Here is a 14105-nt window from a genome sequence, read left to right as displayed (position 1 = left end):
GCAACAGTATGGTCAGAACCAAACAGATCCTGGTCGTTATTCATCTTTGCAGCTTTTTGGTCCTTCTTTACAGCCTTTCAATGATCCCGCCCCTGCTGATGGGGCTGTTGTATAAAGAAAAAAGCGCCTTCTCATTTTTCTATACCCTGGTGGTGGCCGCCACGCTCGGCGGATTGGGCTGGTTCAGCACCCGGCAGTCGAAAGTGCAGCTGCGCACCCAGGACGGTTTTCTGATCATCGTGATGTTTTGGCTGCTGTTTTCCGCGATCAGCGCCCTGCCGCTGTGGCTGGATGACACGCTGAACGTCCGGCTGGTCGACGCGATGTTTGAGGGAGTCTCCGGCATCACCACCACCGGCGCCTCGGTGCTGAATGACGTCTCGAACGTGCCCAAATCGTTCCTCTATTACCGTTCCCAGCTCAATTTTATCGGCGGCCTCGGGGTTATCGTGTTGGCCGTAGCCGTGCTGCCGCTGCTGGGCATCGGCGGCGCCAAACTTTACCAGTCGGAAATGCCCGGCCCGTTCAAGGAGGAACGCCTGACGCCACGCCTGGCCGATACCTCGAAAAACCTGTGGTTGATCTACCTTGGGCTGGGGTTGGCCTGTACCGTCGCCTTTCGTCTGGCGGGCATGCCGTGGTTCGATGCGCTGTGCCACGGCATTTCCACCGTGTCGCTCGGCGGATTTTCCACCCGCAACGAAAGCCTGGGGTACTACGACAGTTCGGCGGTGGAAATGGTCGGCGGCATTTTCTCTATGCTGGCGGCGGTGAACTTCACGCTCTATTTCATTGCCGTCGGCCGTCGCAGCCTGAAACCGCTGTACCGCAGCCCCGAGCTGCGCTTTTTCCTGTTGATTCTGGCCATCGTCGTGGCGATCGTGTGTATCGAGCTGTACCGCTCGGGCATGTACGGCGTCAAAGACGCCTTCGTGCACGGCTTTTTCCTCACCAGTTCGATGATGACCGACAACGGTCTGGCCATCGCCGATTACACCCGGATCCCGTCCCACACCATCATGCTGCTGCTGGCGGCGAGTTTCTTCGGCGGCTGCGTCGGCTCCACCTGCGGCGGCATTAAAGCGCTGCGCTTTCTGATCATGTACAAACAAAGCCGGCTCGAGATCAACCAGCTGGTGCATCCCAACGCCATGTACACCATCAAGGTCGGCAATGCGCCGATCCAGGATCGGACGCTGCGCTCCGTCTGGAGCTTCTTCTTCCTTTACGTGCTGTTCACCTGTCTGTTTATCTGGCTGCTGAACTTGATGGGCTATGATCTGGTCACCGCTTTCGCCACCGTCGCCGCCTGCATCAACAATATGGGGCTGGGGTACGGAGAAACCGCCGCCGGTTTCGGCACGCTGAACGACGCGGCAAAATGGCTGATGTGCGCCGCCATGCTGCTCGGCCGCCTCGAGATCTATCCGATGTTGATCCTCTGTTCACGCGCGTTTTGGCGTTTTTGATAGTCCGAGCGGCGTACAGGGTGCCGTTCCGCTCTGTCAACGCCGACACATTCACAACATGAATGTGTTGCATTGTTGTATTCGTTTCACTGCGATAAGTTTAATTCACTGTAAATATATACAGTATTTTTTAACTTATTGAGGATATGAATATGCGTTTTAACAACAAGATGTTGGCCCTGGCCGCCCTGCTGTTCGCCGCGCAGGCGTCGGCCGACACGCTCGAATCCATCGACAACTGCGCGGTCGGCTGCCCGACCGGCGGCAGCAGCAACGTATCGATCGTGCGTCACGCTTATACGTTGAACAACAACAGCACCACCAAGTTCGCCAACTGGGTGGCCTATCACATCACCAAAGACACGCCGGCCAGCGGCAAGACGCGCAACTGGAAAACCGATCCGGCGCTCAACCCGGCGGACACTTTGGCGCCCGCCGATTACACCGGCGCCAATGCGGCGTTGAAGGTCGATCGCGGTCATCAGGCGCCGCTGGCCTCGCTGGCGGGCGTTTCCGACTGGGAGTCGCTGAACTACCTGTCCAACATCACGCCGCAAAAGTCCGATCTGAACCAGGGCGCCTGGGCGCGGCTGGAAGATCAGGAACGCAAGCTGATCGATCGCGCCGATATTTCCTCGGTCTATACCGTGACCGGGCCGCTGTATGAGCGCGATATGGGCAAACTGCCGGGCACCCAGAAAGCGCACACCATCCCCAGCGCCTACTGGAAAGTGATTTTCATCAACAACAGCCCGGCGGTGAACCACTATGCCGCTTTCCTGTTCGATCAGAACACGCCGAAGGGTGCCGATTTTTGCCAATTCCGCGTGACGGTGGACGAGATCGAGAAACGCACCGGTCTGATCATCTGGGCCGGTCTGCCGGACGACGTGCAGGCCTCGCTGAAGAGCAAGCCCGGCGTCCTGCCGGAATTGATGGGCTGCAAAAACTGACGAAAAAACCCGCCGCGGCGGGTTTATTTTTCATACGGGCGCCGGCGGTTTATTCCGCCAGCGCTTTTTGCGCCGCGGCCAGTTCACGCTGCCGGGGCGACGCCACCGCGTGATCGCGCGCCAGCAGCGTATACACCGTCGGCAACACAAACAGGGTGAACAGCGTGCCCACCAGCATGCCGGATACGATCACCAGCCCCAGGCCGAAGCGGCTGGCGGCGCCGGCGCCGCTGGCGAACAGCAGCGGAATCAAGCCGAACACCATCGCCCCGGTGGTCATCAACACCGGCCGCAGGCGAATTTGCGCCGCCTGCAAAATCGCGGCGCGGCGCGTCAGCCCCTGATGCATCTGCAACTCGTTGGAGAACTCCACCATCAAAATGCCGTGCTTGCTGATCAGCCCGATCAGGGTCACCAGCCCGACCTGGGTATAGATGTTCATCGTGGCGTAGCCCAGCGCCAGCGGCAGCAAGGCGCCGCAGATCGACAGCGGCACGGTGATGAGGATGATCAGCGGATCTTTCAGGCTCTCGTACTGCGCCGCCAGCACCAGATAGATGATCACCAACGCCGCCAGGAACGCGAATGCCAGCGCGCTGCCTTCCTGGGTATATTGGCGCGAATCCCCCTGCCAGTCGTGGCTAAACTCGGCCGGCAGCGCATTGGCCTGCCGTTCGAGGAAGGCCACCGCTTCGCCCATCGAAACACCGGGCGCGGGAATGGCCTGCAGGGTGGCGGCGTTCTGCTGGTTGAACTGGGTCAGCTTGTTCGGCTCGACCTTAACGGCCACCGACACCACGGTGGAGAGCGGCACCAGCGTATTGTCCTGCGTGCGGACGTACTGTCGCGCCAGCGCCTGCGGCGTCAGCCGCTGTTCGCGCAGGCTCTGCGGGATCACGTCATAGGCGCGGCCGTCCATGCCGAAGCGGTTGAGGTAGTTTTCCCCCACCAGCACCGCCAGCGATTCGCCGATGTCGCTCATGCGGATCCCCAGACTGTTGGCCTTGGCGCGATCGATATGCACCTCCGCCAGCGGGTTGTTGTAGTCCAGATCGCTGTCCACCACCATAAACAGGCCGCTGTTTCTGGCATTCTGCTTCACCTCTTCCAGGGTGCGATACAGCTGCGGATAGTCCTGCGGCGTGCGCAGCACCATCTGCACCGGCAGCCCGCCGGTGGAGCCCGGTAAAGCGGGCAGTTGGAAGGCGAAAATGCTGGTGCCTTCGACGTCGTTCACCGCCCGTTGCAGATCGGCCTGCACCGCCGACGCCGAGCGCTGGCGCGCCTGCCACAGCGTCAGGTTGATGCCGCCGATGCCGGACGCCGTGCCGTCGCTGCCGTTGATGATCCAGCGGCTTTCGGTTTCCGGCATGCGGTTGTAAACCTCGTCCAGCTTGTAGGCAAAGCGTTCGACATAGTTCAGGTTGGCGTGCTGCGGCGCCTTGATGGCGGTCAGTACGATGGCCTGATCCTCGGTCGGCGCCAGCTCGCGCTGCGGCATCAGGTACAATAGCGGCAGGCTGATCATCACCAGCAACGCCAGCGCGCCGGTCAACCAACGGTGGCGCAACGAAAAATCCAGCGCGCGCGCATAGCGCCGCGTCAGACCGCCGAAGAACCACTCGGCGGCGTGCGCCACGCGCCCTTCGCTCTGTTTGGCCGGCAGCAGGAGCGAGCTCATCACCGGCGACAGCGTCAGCGCCACCACGCCGGACACCACTACCGCCCCGGCCAGCGTCAACGCAAACTCGCGAAACAGCGCGCCGGTCAGCCCGCCCATCAGGCCGATCGGCGCATAGACCGCCGCCAACGTCAGGGTCATGGCGATCACCGGCCCCGCCACCTCGCGCGCGCCGATCATCGCCGCCGCCAGCGGCGTTTTCCCCTCTTCGATATGACGATGCACGTTCTCCACCACCACGATGGCGTCGTCCACCACCAGGCCGATCGCCAGAACCATCGCCAGCAGCGTCAGCAAATTGACGCTGAAGCCGAAGGCCAACATCAGCCCGGCAGCGCCAAGGATCGACAGCGGAATGGTCACCACCGGGATCAACACGGTGCGCAGCGACCCCAGACACAGGTAGATCACCGCCACCACGATCACCAGCGCTTCGAGCAGGGTATGCACCACTTCATCGATCGAGGCCTGAATAAAGCGCGCGGTTTCGAACGCCAGCGCCATCTTCACGCCCGGCGGCTGCATCTTGTCGATCGCCGGCATCAGGTGGCGAATGCCGTCGACGATCACCAGCGGGTTGCCGGTCGGCGTAGGGAAGACGCCGAGGAACACCGCCGGTTCGCCATCCATCAGGGCGCTGGTTTCCGTGGCCGCGGCGCCCAGCTCCACGGTGCCGACGTCTTTTAAGCGCACCAGGCCATTGCCGTCGTTGCGCACCACCAGATTGCGAAATTCCTCAACGCTGGTGAGATCGGTATTCACCCGCACGTTGGCAACCACATACTGCCCTTTCACCTTGCCCGGCGCCGCCTGGTAGTTGTTGCGCCGCACCGCGTCGGCCACGTCGGCGGCGGTCAGGCCGCGGCCGGCCAGCCGATCGCTGTCCAGCCACAGGCGCATCGCCATTTTTTGCCCGCCGAACACTTCCACCTTGGCGACGCCGTCGATGGTGGTGAACATCGGCTCCACCACCCGCGTCAGGTATTCGCTCAGCGCCGGCGTGGACAGCGTTTTACTGGAAAAGCCGACATAAGCCACGGCGGTGGCCTCACCGGCGGAACGTTCAATCACCGGATCGTAAGCCTGCTCCGGCAGCTTGTAGCGCACCTGATTGACCTTGGCCATCACTTCGGTCAGCGCCTGGGTGGAGTCGCGGTTCAGCGCCATGCGCACCGTCACTACGCTGCGCCCCTGCACCGAAGAGGAAGAAAGGTAGTCAACGCCCTCGACGGAGGACACCGCCTGGGCGATCGGCTGCGTGACAAAGCCCTGCATCAGCTCGGACGACGCGCCGGGATATTCAGTGCTGATGGTAATGGTCGAGTTTTCCAGCAGCGGGTATTGGCGGATCGGCAACTTGCTGAGCGCCAGCGCGCCGAACAGCAGGATCAGGGTGCTGACCACCAGCGCCAGCACCGGCCGACGCACGAACAGATCGGTAAATGTCATCGGTCTCTCCTCAGGAACCGGCCTGGGCGGCGTTCAGGGTATCCTGCGCCACCGGCTCGGCCGCCATGCCGTCGCTCAGCTTGAGCTGGCCCGAAGTCACCACCCGATCGCCTTCCTGCAGGCCATTGACGATCTCGACGCGCCCGTCGTTGCGCTCACCCACGGTGACCGAAACGCGCTTGACCGTCATGCCCTTTTCACCCTGCTGGGCCAGAAACACGGTATCGCCGTAGGCCGTGTAGGTCAGCGCCGTTTCCGGCACCGTCAGCACCGCCACGCGCTGCTGCTGCGTGACGCGAATGCCGGCGTACATGCCGGCCTTCAGCAATCCCTCACGGTTGGTCAACGTCGCCTGCACCTGCACGGTGCGGGATTTGCCGATCATCGGGTCGATAGCGGTAATGACGGCGGGGAAAGCGCGATCGGGATACGCCCCAACCTGCACCGACACCGCCTGGCCTGGCGCCAACCCGGCGCTGCTTTGTTCGTCCAGCGAAAAGTTGACGCGCAGCGTATCGGCGTCCACCAGGTTCGCCACCGCCTCGGCGGCGTTAAGATATTGCCCTTCATGCACGCGGCGAATGCCGATGACGCCGGAAAACGGCGCGCGGATCGCCTTCTGCGCAATTTTGGCCTGCGTTTCCCGCACCGCGCCAAGCGCCATATCCCGCTCGGCCAGCGCATCGTCCAACTGTTGCCGCGCAGTGGCGTTGAGGTTCATCAGTTTTCGCATGCGCCCCAGCAGCAGATCGGCGTTGCGCAATTGCGCCTGCAGACGCACCAGCTCAGCCTGTTCGACCGCATCGTTGAGCTGCACCAGCAACTGCCCCTGCCGCACCGTTTGGCCGGATTCGAACAGGATACGCGTGATGCGGCCGCTGGTTTCCGCCGCCACCTCCACCTGGCTGGCCGCCTCCAGCTCGCCCACGCCGGCGTAGCTGCGCGCCGCCTGTTCACGCAGTGCGGGCGCCAGCGCCACTTTCACCGGCGGATAGGCCGGCGCGCCTTCGCTTTGCCGCGCGGTGGAACGCATCGCTACCGCAGCGACGACGAGTACCGCCAGCAGCGCCGCGATAATGAGATATCGTTTCATCATGCAGCCTCACGCGTGTTGGCCAGACGTTGACGCAAACGGCTGGCGATGGCCGTCACCCACAGCCCGCCGATCACCGTGATGTGTTCCAGCGCGAAGTAGAGAGAAATCTGCATATTGGGAGCGGACATATTCCAGAAGGTGTGGACGATCGCGATAGTCAGGATCAGAAACACCGACAGCATGCCGGCGCCCAGCCACACCCACCGGTTCAGCAGGATCAATACCGAACCTGTCAGCAGCACCGCCGCCGACGCCAGGTTGAACAGCCAGGCCGGATGCAAACCGGCGGCGCGCATCTCCGCCAGGCTCCCTTCGATGTCGAACAGCTTGGCGAGCCCCGACGAGATGAAAATCACCATCAAGCACAGACGTGCGAGCAGCCAAAGCCAATAACTGTCCAGAGCGGTGTTGATAAAGCGTTGCATAACGGTTTCTTCCTGATTTTACAGCCAAAGCCATCCTTCTCCCCAATAAGACGGGGGCAGGTCTCGAGAGATGCCGGTTGCCAAGCCCGGCAGGCTGAACTATAAAACCTCAGGTTAACTTGAGGTCAAGTTGAGGAAGATAAAATGGCAAGAAATGAACCGATTGACGCCAATCGGCTATTGACCGTCGGGGAAGTGGCGAAACGCAGCGGCGTGGCGATATCCGCGCTGCACTTCTACGAGAGTAAAGGGCTGATTCAGGCGACGCGCAACGCCGGCAATCAGCGGCGTTATCCGTCGGTGGTATTGCGCTATATCGCGGTGATCAAGATCGCACAGCGCGCGGGCATTCCGCTGGAAGAGATCCGCGCCGCGCTGAGCCGTTTCCCCATCGGCAGCAAGCTGACCTCAGAACAATGGGGAGTGCTGTCCTCCGCCTGGCGCAAAACGCTGGATGAGCGTATTCAACGGCTGACGGTACTGCGCGACCATCTCGATAGCTGCATCGGCTGCGGCTGCCTGTCGCTCGCCGACTGCCCGCTGCGCAACCCGAACGATATATTGGGCCGGCAAGGAGCCGGCGCGCATATTTTCGAACACCCGGATGGGCAGTGACAGGCGGCTAGGCAACCGGCATCATCGAGAGGCGGCGATTGGCTTCGGCGAATACCGCGACGCTGTGATCGATAAACGCCCGCACCGGCGGCAACAGGCCTTTGCCGCTGGTGAACACCAGATGAACAATGCTGCTCGGCGCACGCCACTGTGGCAGCAGACGCAGCAGTTGACCCGTTCGCAATTCGTTGGCACACAAATGGATCGGCAAAAACGCGACGCCCATCCCGGCAATCGCCGCACTATGCAACGTGCTGTAATCCCCGCAACACAGCCGGGGGACGTGAACGAAAGTACGTTGATTGCCTGCATTATCCTCGAATTCCCATCGATCGCGATCCAGCCACTCCCCCATCGACAACGTCGGCAAGCTGGCCAGCTGTTCGAACGACTGCGGCAAGCCGCCGGCTTTCTCCACCAGCTGCGCGCCGGCGACCAAAATGCGTTGCCGTACGCCAAGATCGCGCTTTATCAATGATTGATCCTGGTCGAAATGACTCGTAATGCGAAACGCCACATCGATCTTTTCGTTGATCAGATCCACATGGCGCTCATGGATCAACAGTTGTACGCGCACGTCCGGGTAACGCGCCATAAACCCCAACAGCAGATGGGAATTATAATACTGCATCAAACCGGGCGGCGAACTGATGCGCAGGCAGCCGCTCACTTCGTCGCGCGCACGGGCGACAATGGCATCGGTCGCCTCCAACCGCTCGATAATCGCCTCACACTGCCGATACACATCGCGGCCAATATCCGTGACGCGGAAACTGCGCGTCGAACGTTCGATTAACCGCGCACCGTAACTCGCCTCCAGACGAGCCACGCGTTTGCTGAGTTTGGATTTGGCTTCGCCGCTCGCCCGCTCGGCTGCGGCGAAACCACCATGTCGCACCACCAAAGCAAACAGTTGAAGATCGTTCAAATCCTGCATGCCCCCTCCTTATCGTTTCCAGTTTGGAAACGATGCATTACGCTTTCAGGCACTACCGCGCCGACACCTCGCTGCTTATCCTTTAGCATAACGAAACAAAAAGATTCAACCATAGCAAAGAACAAGCGTATTGCGCTTGGGGAGAACATCATGAAGAACGTCATGTTGAAAACGATGCTGCTAGGGGCTTTTGTCTTTTCAGGCGCAACAGTCGCGGCAACGCAAATCAATAGTCAACAGGCGGACGCCCTGACGCCGCGCCAGGTGATTACCGTTAGCGGTGCCGCGAATCTGAGCGATGCGGAAAAGATGTTGGCGGACAAAACCGCCAAGGCTGGCGCCCGTTACTACAAAATCATCGCGATCGTAGGCAATAACAAGCTGCACGCCAGCGCGATGACTTATCAATAACCAACCCCGGCAGCGGCGGCTGCCGGTTTTTTTGCACCCGCCCATTCATCAGGGATAAATAATGTTCAGCGTGGCCGAGGTGTTGATTTCACCCTGCGTCACGCCATCGCGCTGATAAGGGTAATAATAAGCGCCCATGCCGATGATAAAGTGACTGTTCAGGCTGCCGCCGGCGGCGACGTGAAACAATGAGGTGGCGCTGCCGCGATCGACATTGGAGGGCGACAGTATCACCGGCGAGCTCGGCATATCGCGTTTGACCAGGCGCAGCCCCACCCCTTGCGCGCCGCTCGCGTTGGCATTGGTCAGCACGCTGGCGTCGGAGGCCAGCAGGTTATTGCTGGACAGGAACATCTCGACGGTACGATCGGCGATACCTTCCTGCTGCATGTTCTGGCAGCTGATGTTCAGCGAGAACGGCGTGTAGCCGGGTTGGTTGTTATTCAGCACCTGCGCCACGCCCATTTTCGGCAATCTGACCGTCAGGCCGGCGTTGTCGAAACGGCAGGTGGTGGTTTTGGGCGCGTATTTGATGTTCATCGGCTGGCCATACATATCGCGTTCGTCATAAGGCCAGTTGCCGGTCAGGAGCCAACTGAGTATTTTCCCGACTTGCTGCAACAGCCAAATCGGCAATTCCCATATCTTTATGCCGGTAATGTCCGAGACCATCAGCGCGTCATCCAGCATCAGCGTATCCCCCGGCACCACACGGCCATTTTTGGGCTTCGATTCTAATGAGTAGCGCACGGTCATCGGCGTATTTAACTCGGCGGCGGAATGTTCGCCGCGCTTTGACAGTTCACGATCGCCAATCTTATTGACGATTTGCGCGCGTATCCACTGCGTGCCGTTGTTAAAACCAAAAATAGCCGCATTCTTATTATCGGGCGACAGCTTGAGCGTATAGGTAAATTTGCTCTTTGAAGAACTGCAGTCGAAAGTGCCGACATATTGGGTGCTGTATTGCTCCTCCCACACCGGGGTGTTGGCATTCAGCTTATCGGAGAGATCGACATTCAAAGCCGGTGCAAATGAGATCCCTTTGCCAAAACAGGTGGCATAGCTATAGCCGCTGAACAGTCCGGACAGCAGCAGCAAAAAAATCAGCCTGATCATAGGTTCGGTTATCCTGTATTAGCGGCAAACGCCGGGCGACGCGTCGAGCGCCAGAGTCGGTTTGGCGATGCGGCAACGGCCGTCGCGCAGTTGCACCGTCAACGCCGTTGGCGGCTGTTCGACGCGCAGGTACAGCACGCTGGCCTGGCCGACAAAGCCTATCGACCGGCCGTTTTCATCCAGCACTTCGGCGCCGAACGGCAGCGGTGCACCATCGGCGCGCTGCGCCCGCAGCTGGAATGGCTGACGTTGATCGGTTTCGAATTTCAGGTAGCTGACCGCGCCGTAGTAAGGCACGTGGTTGGCGACGTTGCCGCTGATTTCCGCCCCGCTGCTGTGGCCGGTATCCGACAGCGTGACCGAGTTTTGCCGGTATGGCGTGGCATAGGGCACCAGCGCCAGGCCCTGGGCGTTGGTCACGATGCTTTCATCACCGTTGACCATCAGCCCTTCGGCCTGCGGCGCCTCGACCACCGTCATGGTGTTGCCGATTTCGTTCGACGCCAGCACATGCCAGGGGATCGCCACCAGGCTGCCGCGCGCACTGAGGCCACTCTGGCGATAATCGTTGCCTTCGCTGTAGGAGACGCCAAGCGTCGAGACACGGGTGCGGTAGGCCGCATTGACGCCGGCCATGTTGTCGCCGCCGCTGCGATTGCTGCCGTTCAACGAGTAGCTCAGACGGTTGGACTCCAGCGCGTTGCCGCTCAGGCTGACCGTGCTTTGCTGATAGTGAGAGTCCGTCGCCGACAGGCCGGTGCTGAGGTAGGCGTTGTTGTCGAACACCGACAGCGGCAGGCTGAACGACAGGTAATAACGCGTCTCTTCCTCACGCTGGCTGTTGCGCACCCGGCTGGCGGAAACGGAGTAGCTGACGCGCCCCAGATTGTTGGAGTACCCCAGCTGGTATTCGCGGCTTTTCGCGTTGGCCGTCCAGTAATCGCGCTGGGAGCCGGAGAAGAACAGCGTGCCCCACCCTTCGTTAAGACGCTGGTTCAGGTTAAGCGTAAAGGTATTTTTCGGCCGGGCGGACCGTAGCGCATCCCAGGTGTTCATATCCAGTTCGGACAAACCCTCCTCGTCGCGCCAGCGGTCAAACTGCCGTTCCAGCTGGCGGTAACCGTCATTAGAGTAAATGGCGTCGGTAAAGCTGTAGTAACCGCGGGTGGAGTAACGGTAGGCCGCCAGCGTGAAGTTGGTCGCGGTGGCATCGAGAAATTTACTGTAGGCGATACGGAAGCTCTGCCCGCTTTCACGGCGGTTTTTCAGGCGGGTATCGGCATGCGTCAGGTCGATGGACACCGCCCCTATCGGCAGGTTCCAGCCGCTGCCGAGCAGCCAGGCCTGATAGTCGTCGCTCAAAATGCTGCCGGCATAGCCGGTTACCAGGTTGTTGAAACCGTACTGCAGGGTGCCCTGCACAAAGCCGGGATCGTAATCGGTATTGCTTTCGTTCACCTTGCCGGCCAGCACGCTGTATTGGCTGACGCCCTGTTTCAACATGTTGGGTACGGCGGAAAACGGCACGCTGAACGACTGTTCACGCCCATCCGCCTCTTTGACCGTTACCCACAGATCGCCCGCCGAGCCGGTCGGCTGAATGCTGTCGAGGGTAAAGGCGCCCGGCGGCACGTTTTCCTGGTAGATCACGTTGCCGTTCTGCACCACTTTCACCAGGGCGTTGGTTTGCGCCACGCCCCGCACGATCGGTGAAAAGCCCTGCTGCGAGTTGGGGCGCATGCTGATGTCCGACGCCAGCGCCACCCCGCGGATGCGCACCGAGTCGAACAGATCCCCCGGCGAATAAAAATCGCCGGCGGTCAGGTTGGATTTGATGTCGGCGAAGCCGCGCTGCAGATAGCGCGTGTTATTCTGCCAGTGGCTCCCCCGCCCGCTGCCGTGGCGAAAGCTGCTGCTGTCGCGAAATTGCCAACCGGCCAGATTGATCCCGGATTCCAGCCCGGTATAAAAATCGTCGTTGTTGCTGCGATTGCCGTCGCCGCGCGCCTCGGCGTGGTAGTACGTCGCGTTGTAGGCCAGCGTCAATGCGGAGATGCCGCGATTCCAGAAGGCTGGATCCACGTATCCCGCCTCCGATCGGTTGACCCGCGCCTGCGGCACCGTCAGCCGCAGGCTCAGCGCGCCGACGTCCATATCGAACCGGCCGCCCTGCACCAGCGTGGCGATCGACAGCGTCGTCTGGGGCGCCTGAGGCGTCGGCAATTGACTCAGATCGATGCCCAGCCGCTGCGCATCCTGGTAGTCGATTTGGATATCGTCGCGTTGGGTGCCAAACAGCAGCGCATAGCGCCCTTTCCAGTCATGGTTGACATACACATCGATCTCCTGCCGGCCGGCAGGCATGTCATTATTGAGGTAAAAACGCGAGAGATCGGAATCGCGCGATTCGCCGGCCAACAGCGACGTATCGAACGTCACCGTCCAGGCCGTATCCGGCAACAAGAATGAAGAGGCGGTCAGCAGCGAGAGGACTTTTTTATTCAGCTTCATTGTTGTTCTTTCAGGTTAGTGTGCGGTGATGGCTTTAGACTTGTAAGCCCCCAGATCGTCGATATACATCAGGTCATAACGGGCGTTTTTGCTAACCGCTCGTTTGCTGGCGGCAAACTGGGTGGAAAACGGCGCGACCATCAGCGAATCAACCAGCAGATGCTTGTCCGCACCCTGGCCTATATTCGCTACCGTAATGAAATACGGGCTTTTATTGATGACGTTGAAGCCTTTGCCATTGGCTTGCAGCGTCAGTTCTTCCAACGCATTTTCCACGCCGCGGGTTAACGCCTGCGGGCGGTAGAACAGTTTGATGCGCGACTTGATCGCCAGCTGCAGCGTATTGGTGCCCTGCAGGTTTTCCGGCGTCGGCGGGATATCCAGCACGTTGAGGTAGAACACCGATTCACGATCCGCCGCCAACGCGGCGCCAACTTTCTGAATACGCAGTTGCTGCCCGCTGTTGCCGTTCACTTTCACCACCGGCGGCGACAGCAAAAACGGCACATTGGCGGTTTCCGGGGTGGAATTGATATCGCCGTCGTCGATCCAGGCCTGAACCAGCGAGGGGTCGGTACCGTTATTCAGCAATTGGACAATCACGTCCTTGTTGTTTGCCGGGTAGATCACCCGCGTGCCGTTAACCACCACATTGGCCTGCGCGCCAACGGAACCCAGCAACAGCGCCGCTATCATCATGTATTTTTTCATCGTTCCCCCGGGTGGCCAGGCCCTATCAAGGGCCTGGCTGTCAGCGCGATTACAGGTAAGAAATGGTGTAAGTCACGTTGGAGCTCAGAGCGCCCACTTTTGCCGCTTCGGCGTTGGTTTTGTAGTAGTACGCGTCCAGCGTCAGGGTTTCTGAATCCGGCGCCTCTTTGTCGCCCATGATGTCGGTGACATAAGGCACGTTCAGCTGGATCGGGGTGGAAGAACCGGTTTCCGCCAGAGAGAAGCCTACGTTCTTCGCGACGGAAGCGTCGTTCTCGTTGACCGAGTTGTTCAGCAAATATTTGCCGTCGGTGGAGATGTTATCCGCGGAGGAGAAGTAGATTTTCAGCGGGGTGCCTGCGGTACCGGCCGCCGGCGAACAGCCGGAGAAGGTCAACGAGAAGGACTTCTTGTTCTTGGTGATTGGCCCGACGGTGTTACCCGCGTCGGTCACCGAGATCGGGCTCAGTGCTACGGTGAAATCCGCGCTCTTGCCGCCGTTAATCGTACAGGTGGTGTCGGTAATGGCGCCGGTAAAGTTAATCACGCCACCGGCGGAATTGTCTTCAGCAAAAGCCACAGGCGCAGCGACCGCGGCCGCCATGATTGCAACAGAAAGCATCTTCTTCATCATGAGATAAAACTCCATAACAGTTTGGTTTGAGAGAATAAATAAAAAGCAGCCGCTGCTGGCGGGATGAAACAATCCCTCCCCGTAATACAGAGGC

12 protein-coding genes are annotated in these 14105 nt (G+C 60.1%); 4 read left to right on the top strand and 8 right to left on the bottom strand.

The window, feature by feature from the left end; translation table 11 throughout:
* Window positions 1–8: 8 nt before the first annotated feature.
* Together ABTW55_RS20720 and ABTW55_RS20715 are read left to right on the top strand one after the other, a co-directional pair.
* Window positions 9–1469, top strand: a complete 1461-nt coding sequence (locus tag ABTW55_RS20720) for a TrkH family potassium uptake protein (RefSeq protein ID WP_060420526.1) — start codon at window positions 9–11, stop codon at window positions 1467–1469.
* Window positions 1470–1621: 152 nt separating this feature from the next.
* Window positions 1622–2422 (top strand): DNA/RNA non-specific endonuclease, encoded by an 801-nt coding sequence (locus ABTW55_RS20715; RefSeq protein ID WP_015377376.1) that lies wholly within the window; start codon window positions 1622–1624, stop codon window positions 2420–2422.
* A 49-nt stretch (window positions 2423–2471) separates the two neighbouring features.
* Here the strand turns inward: ABTW55_RS20715 and ABTW55_RS20710 are convergent, their stop codons facing one another.
* From ABTW55_RS20710 to ABTW55_RS20700, 3 genes are read right to left on the bottom strand one after another with little or no spacing between them, the layout of a single operon-like run.
* Window positions 2472–5552 carry a MexW/MexI family multidrug efflux RND transporter permease subunit gene (locus ABTW55_RS20710; RefSeq protein WP_350429304.1) on the bottom strand — a complete coding sequence of 1027 codons (3081 nt, stop codon included), beginning with the start codon at window positions 5550–5552 and terminating at the stop codon, window positions 2472–2474.
* Between the two features lie 10 nt (window positions 5553–5562).
* A complete protein-coding gene (locus ABTW55_RS20705) occupies window positions 5563–6648 on the bottom strand; it encodes an efflux RND transporter periplasmic adaptor subunit (RefSeq protein WP_033646555.1) in 1086 nt (361 codons plus the stop codon).
* Entirely contained in the window at window positions 6645–7073 is a 429-nt protein-coding gene (locus tag ABTW55_RS20700; RefSeq protein WP_033654208.1) for a DoxX family protein, read from the bottom strand. Before ABTW55_RS20700 ends, ABTW55_RS20705 begins: the two co-directional genes overlap by 4 nt.
* Before the next feature lie 144 nt (window positions 7074–7217).
* On the opposite strand from ABTW55_RS20700, the gene soxR reads away from it, so the two are divergent.
* A complete protein-coding gene (soxR, locus tag ABTW55_RS20695; RefSeq protein WP_033637918.1) occupies window positions 7218–7688 on the top strand; it encodes a redox-sensitive transcriptional activator SoxR in 471 nt (156 codons plus the stop codon).
* 7 nt (window positions 7689–7695) lie between these two features.
* Here soxR and ABTW55_RS20690 read toward each other — a convergent pair whose 3' ends face one another.
* Window positions 7696–8625 (bottom strand): LysR substrate-binding domain-containing protein, encoded by a 930-nt coding sequence (locus tag ABTW55_RS20690; protein ID WP_033646557.1) that lies wholly within the window; start codon window positions 8623–8625, stop codon window positions 7696–7698.
* 150 nt (window positions 8626–8775) lie between these two features.
* Here ABTW55_RS20690 and ABTW55_RS20685 point away from each other — a divergent pair, with 150 nt between their 5' ends.
* On the top strand, window positions 8776–9036 hold the full coding sequence (locus tag ABTW55_RS20685; protein WP_033637916.1) for a DUF1471 domain-containing protein: 261 nt from the start codon (window positions 8776–8778) through the stop codon (window positions 9034–9036).
* Window positions 9037–9084: 48 nt separating this feature from the next.
* Here ABTW55_RS20685 and ABTW55_RS20680 read toward each other — a convergent pair whose 3' ends face one another.
* Genes ABTW55_RS20680 through ABTW55_RS20665 form a run of 4 tightly spaced genes read right to left on the bottom strand, consistent with a single transcriptional unit; the run spans window position 9085 to window position 14011 of the window.
* Window positions 9085–10155: a fimbrial protein gene (locus ABTW55_RS20680; protein WP_033654211.1), complete on the bottom strand. Its 1071-nt coding sequence runs from the start codon at window positions 10153–10155 to the stop codon at window positions 9085–9087.
* Window positions 10156–10173: 18 nt separating this feature from the next.
* Entirely contained in the window at window positions 10174–12666 is a 2493-nt protein-coding gene (locus ABTW55_RS20675; RefSeq protein WP_060420523.1) for a fimbria/pilus outer membrane usher protein, read from the bottom strand.
* 15 nt (window positions 12667–12681) lie between these two features.
* Window positions 12682–13377: a molecular chaperone gene (locus tag ABTW55_RS20670; RefSeq protein ID WP_033637911.1), complete on the bottom strand. Its 696-nt coding sequence runs from the start codon at window positions 13375–13377 to the stop codon at window positions 12682–12684.
* 49 nt (window positions 13378–13426) lie between these two features.
* Window positions 13427–14011, bottom strand: coding sequence for a fimbrial protein (locus tag ABTW55_RS20665; protein WP_033637910.1), 585 nt, complete (start codon window positions 14009–14011; stop codon window positions 13427–13429).
* Between the last annotated feature and the right edge of the window lie 94 nt (window positions 14012–14105).

This window comes from Serratia sp. SM04 (assembly GCF_040280225.1).
Classification (GTDB): Bacteria; Pseudomonadota; Gammaproteobacteria; order Enterobacterales; family Enterobacteriaceae; genus Serratia; species Serratia sarumanii.
This window is presented reverse-complemented; position numbering and strand designations above follow the sequence as displayed.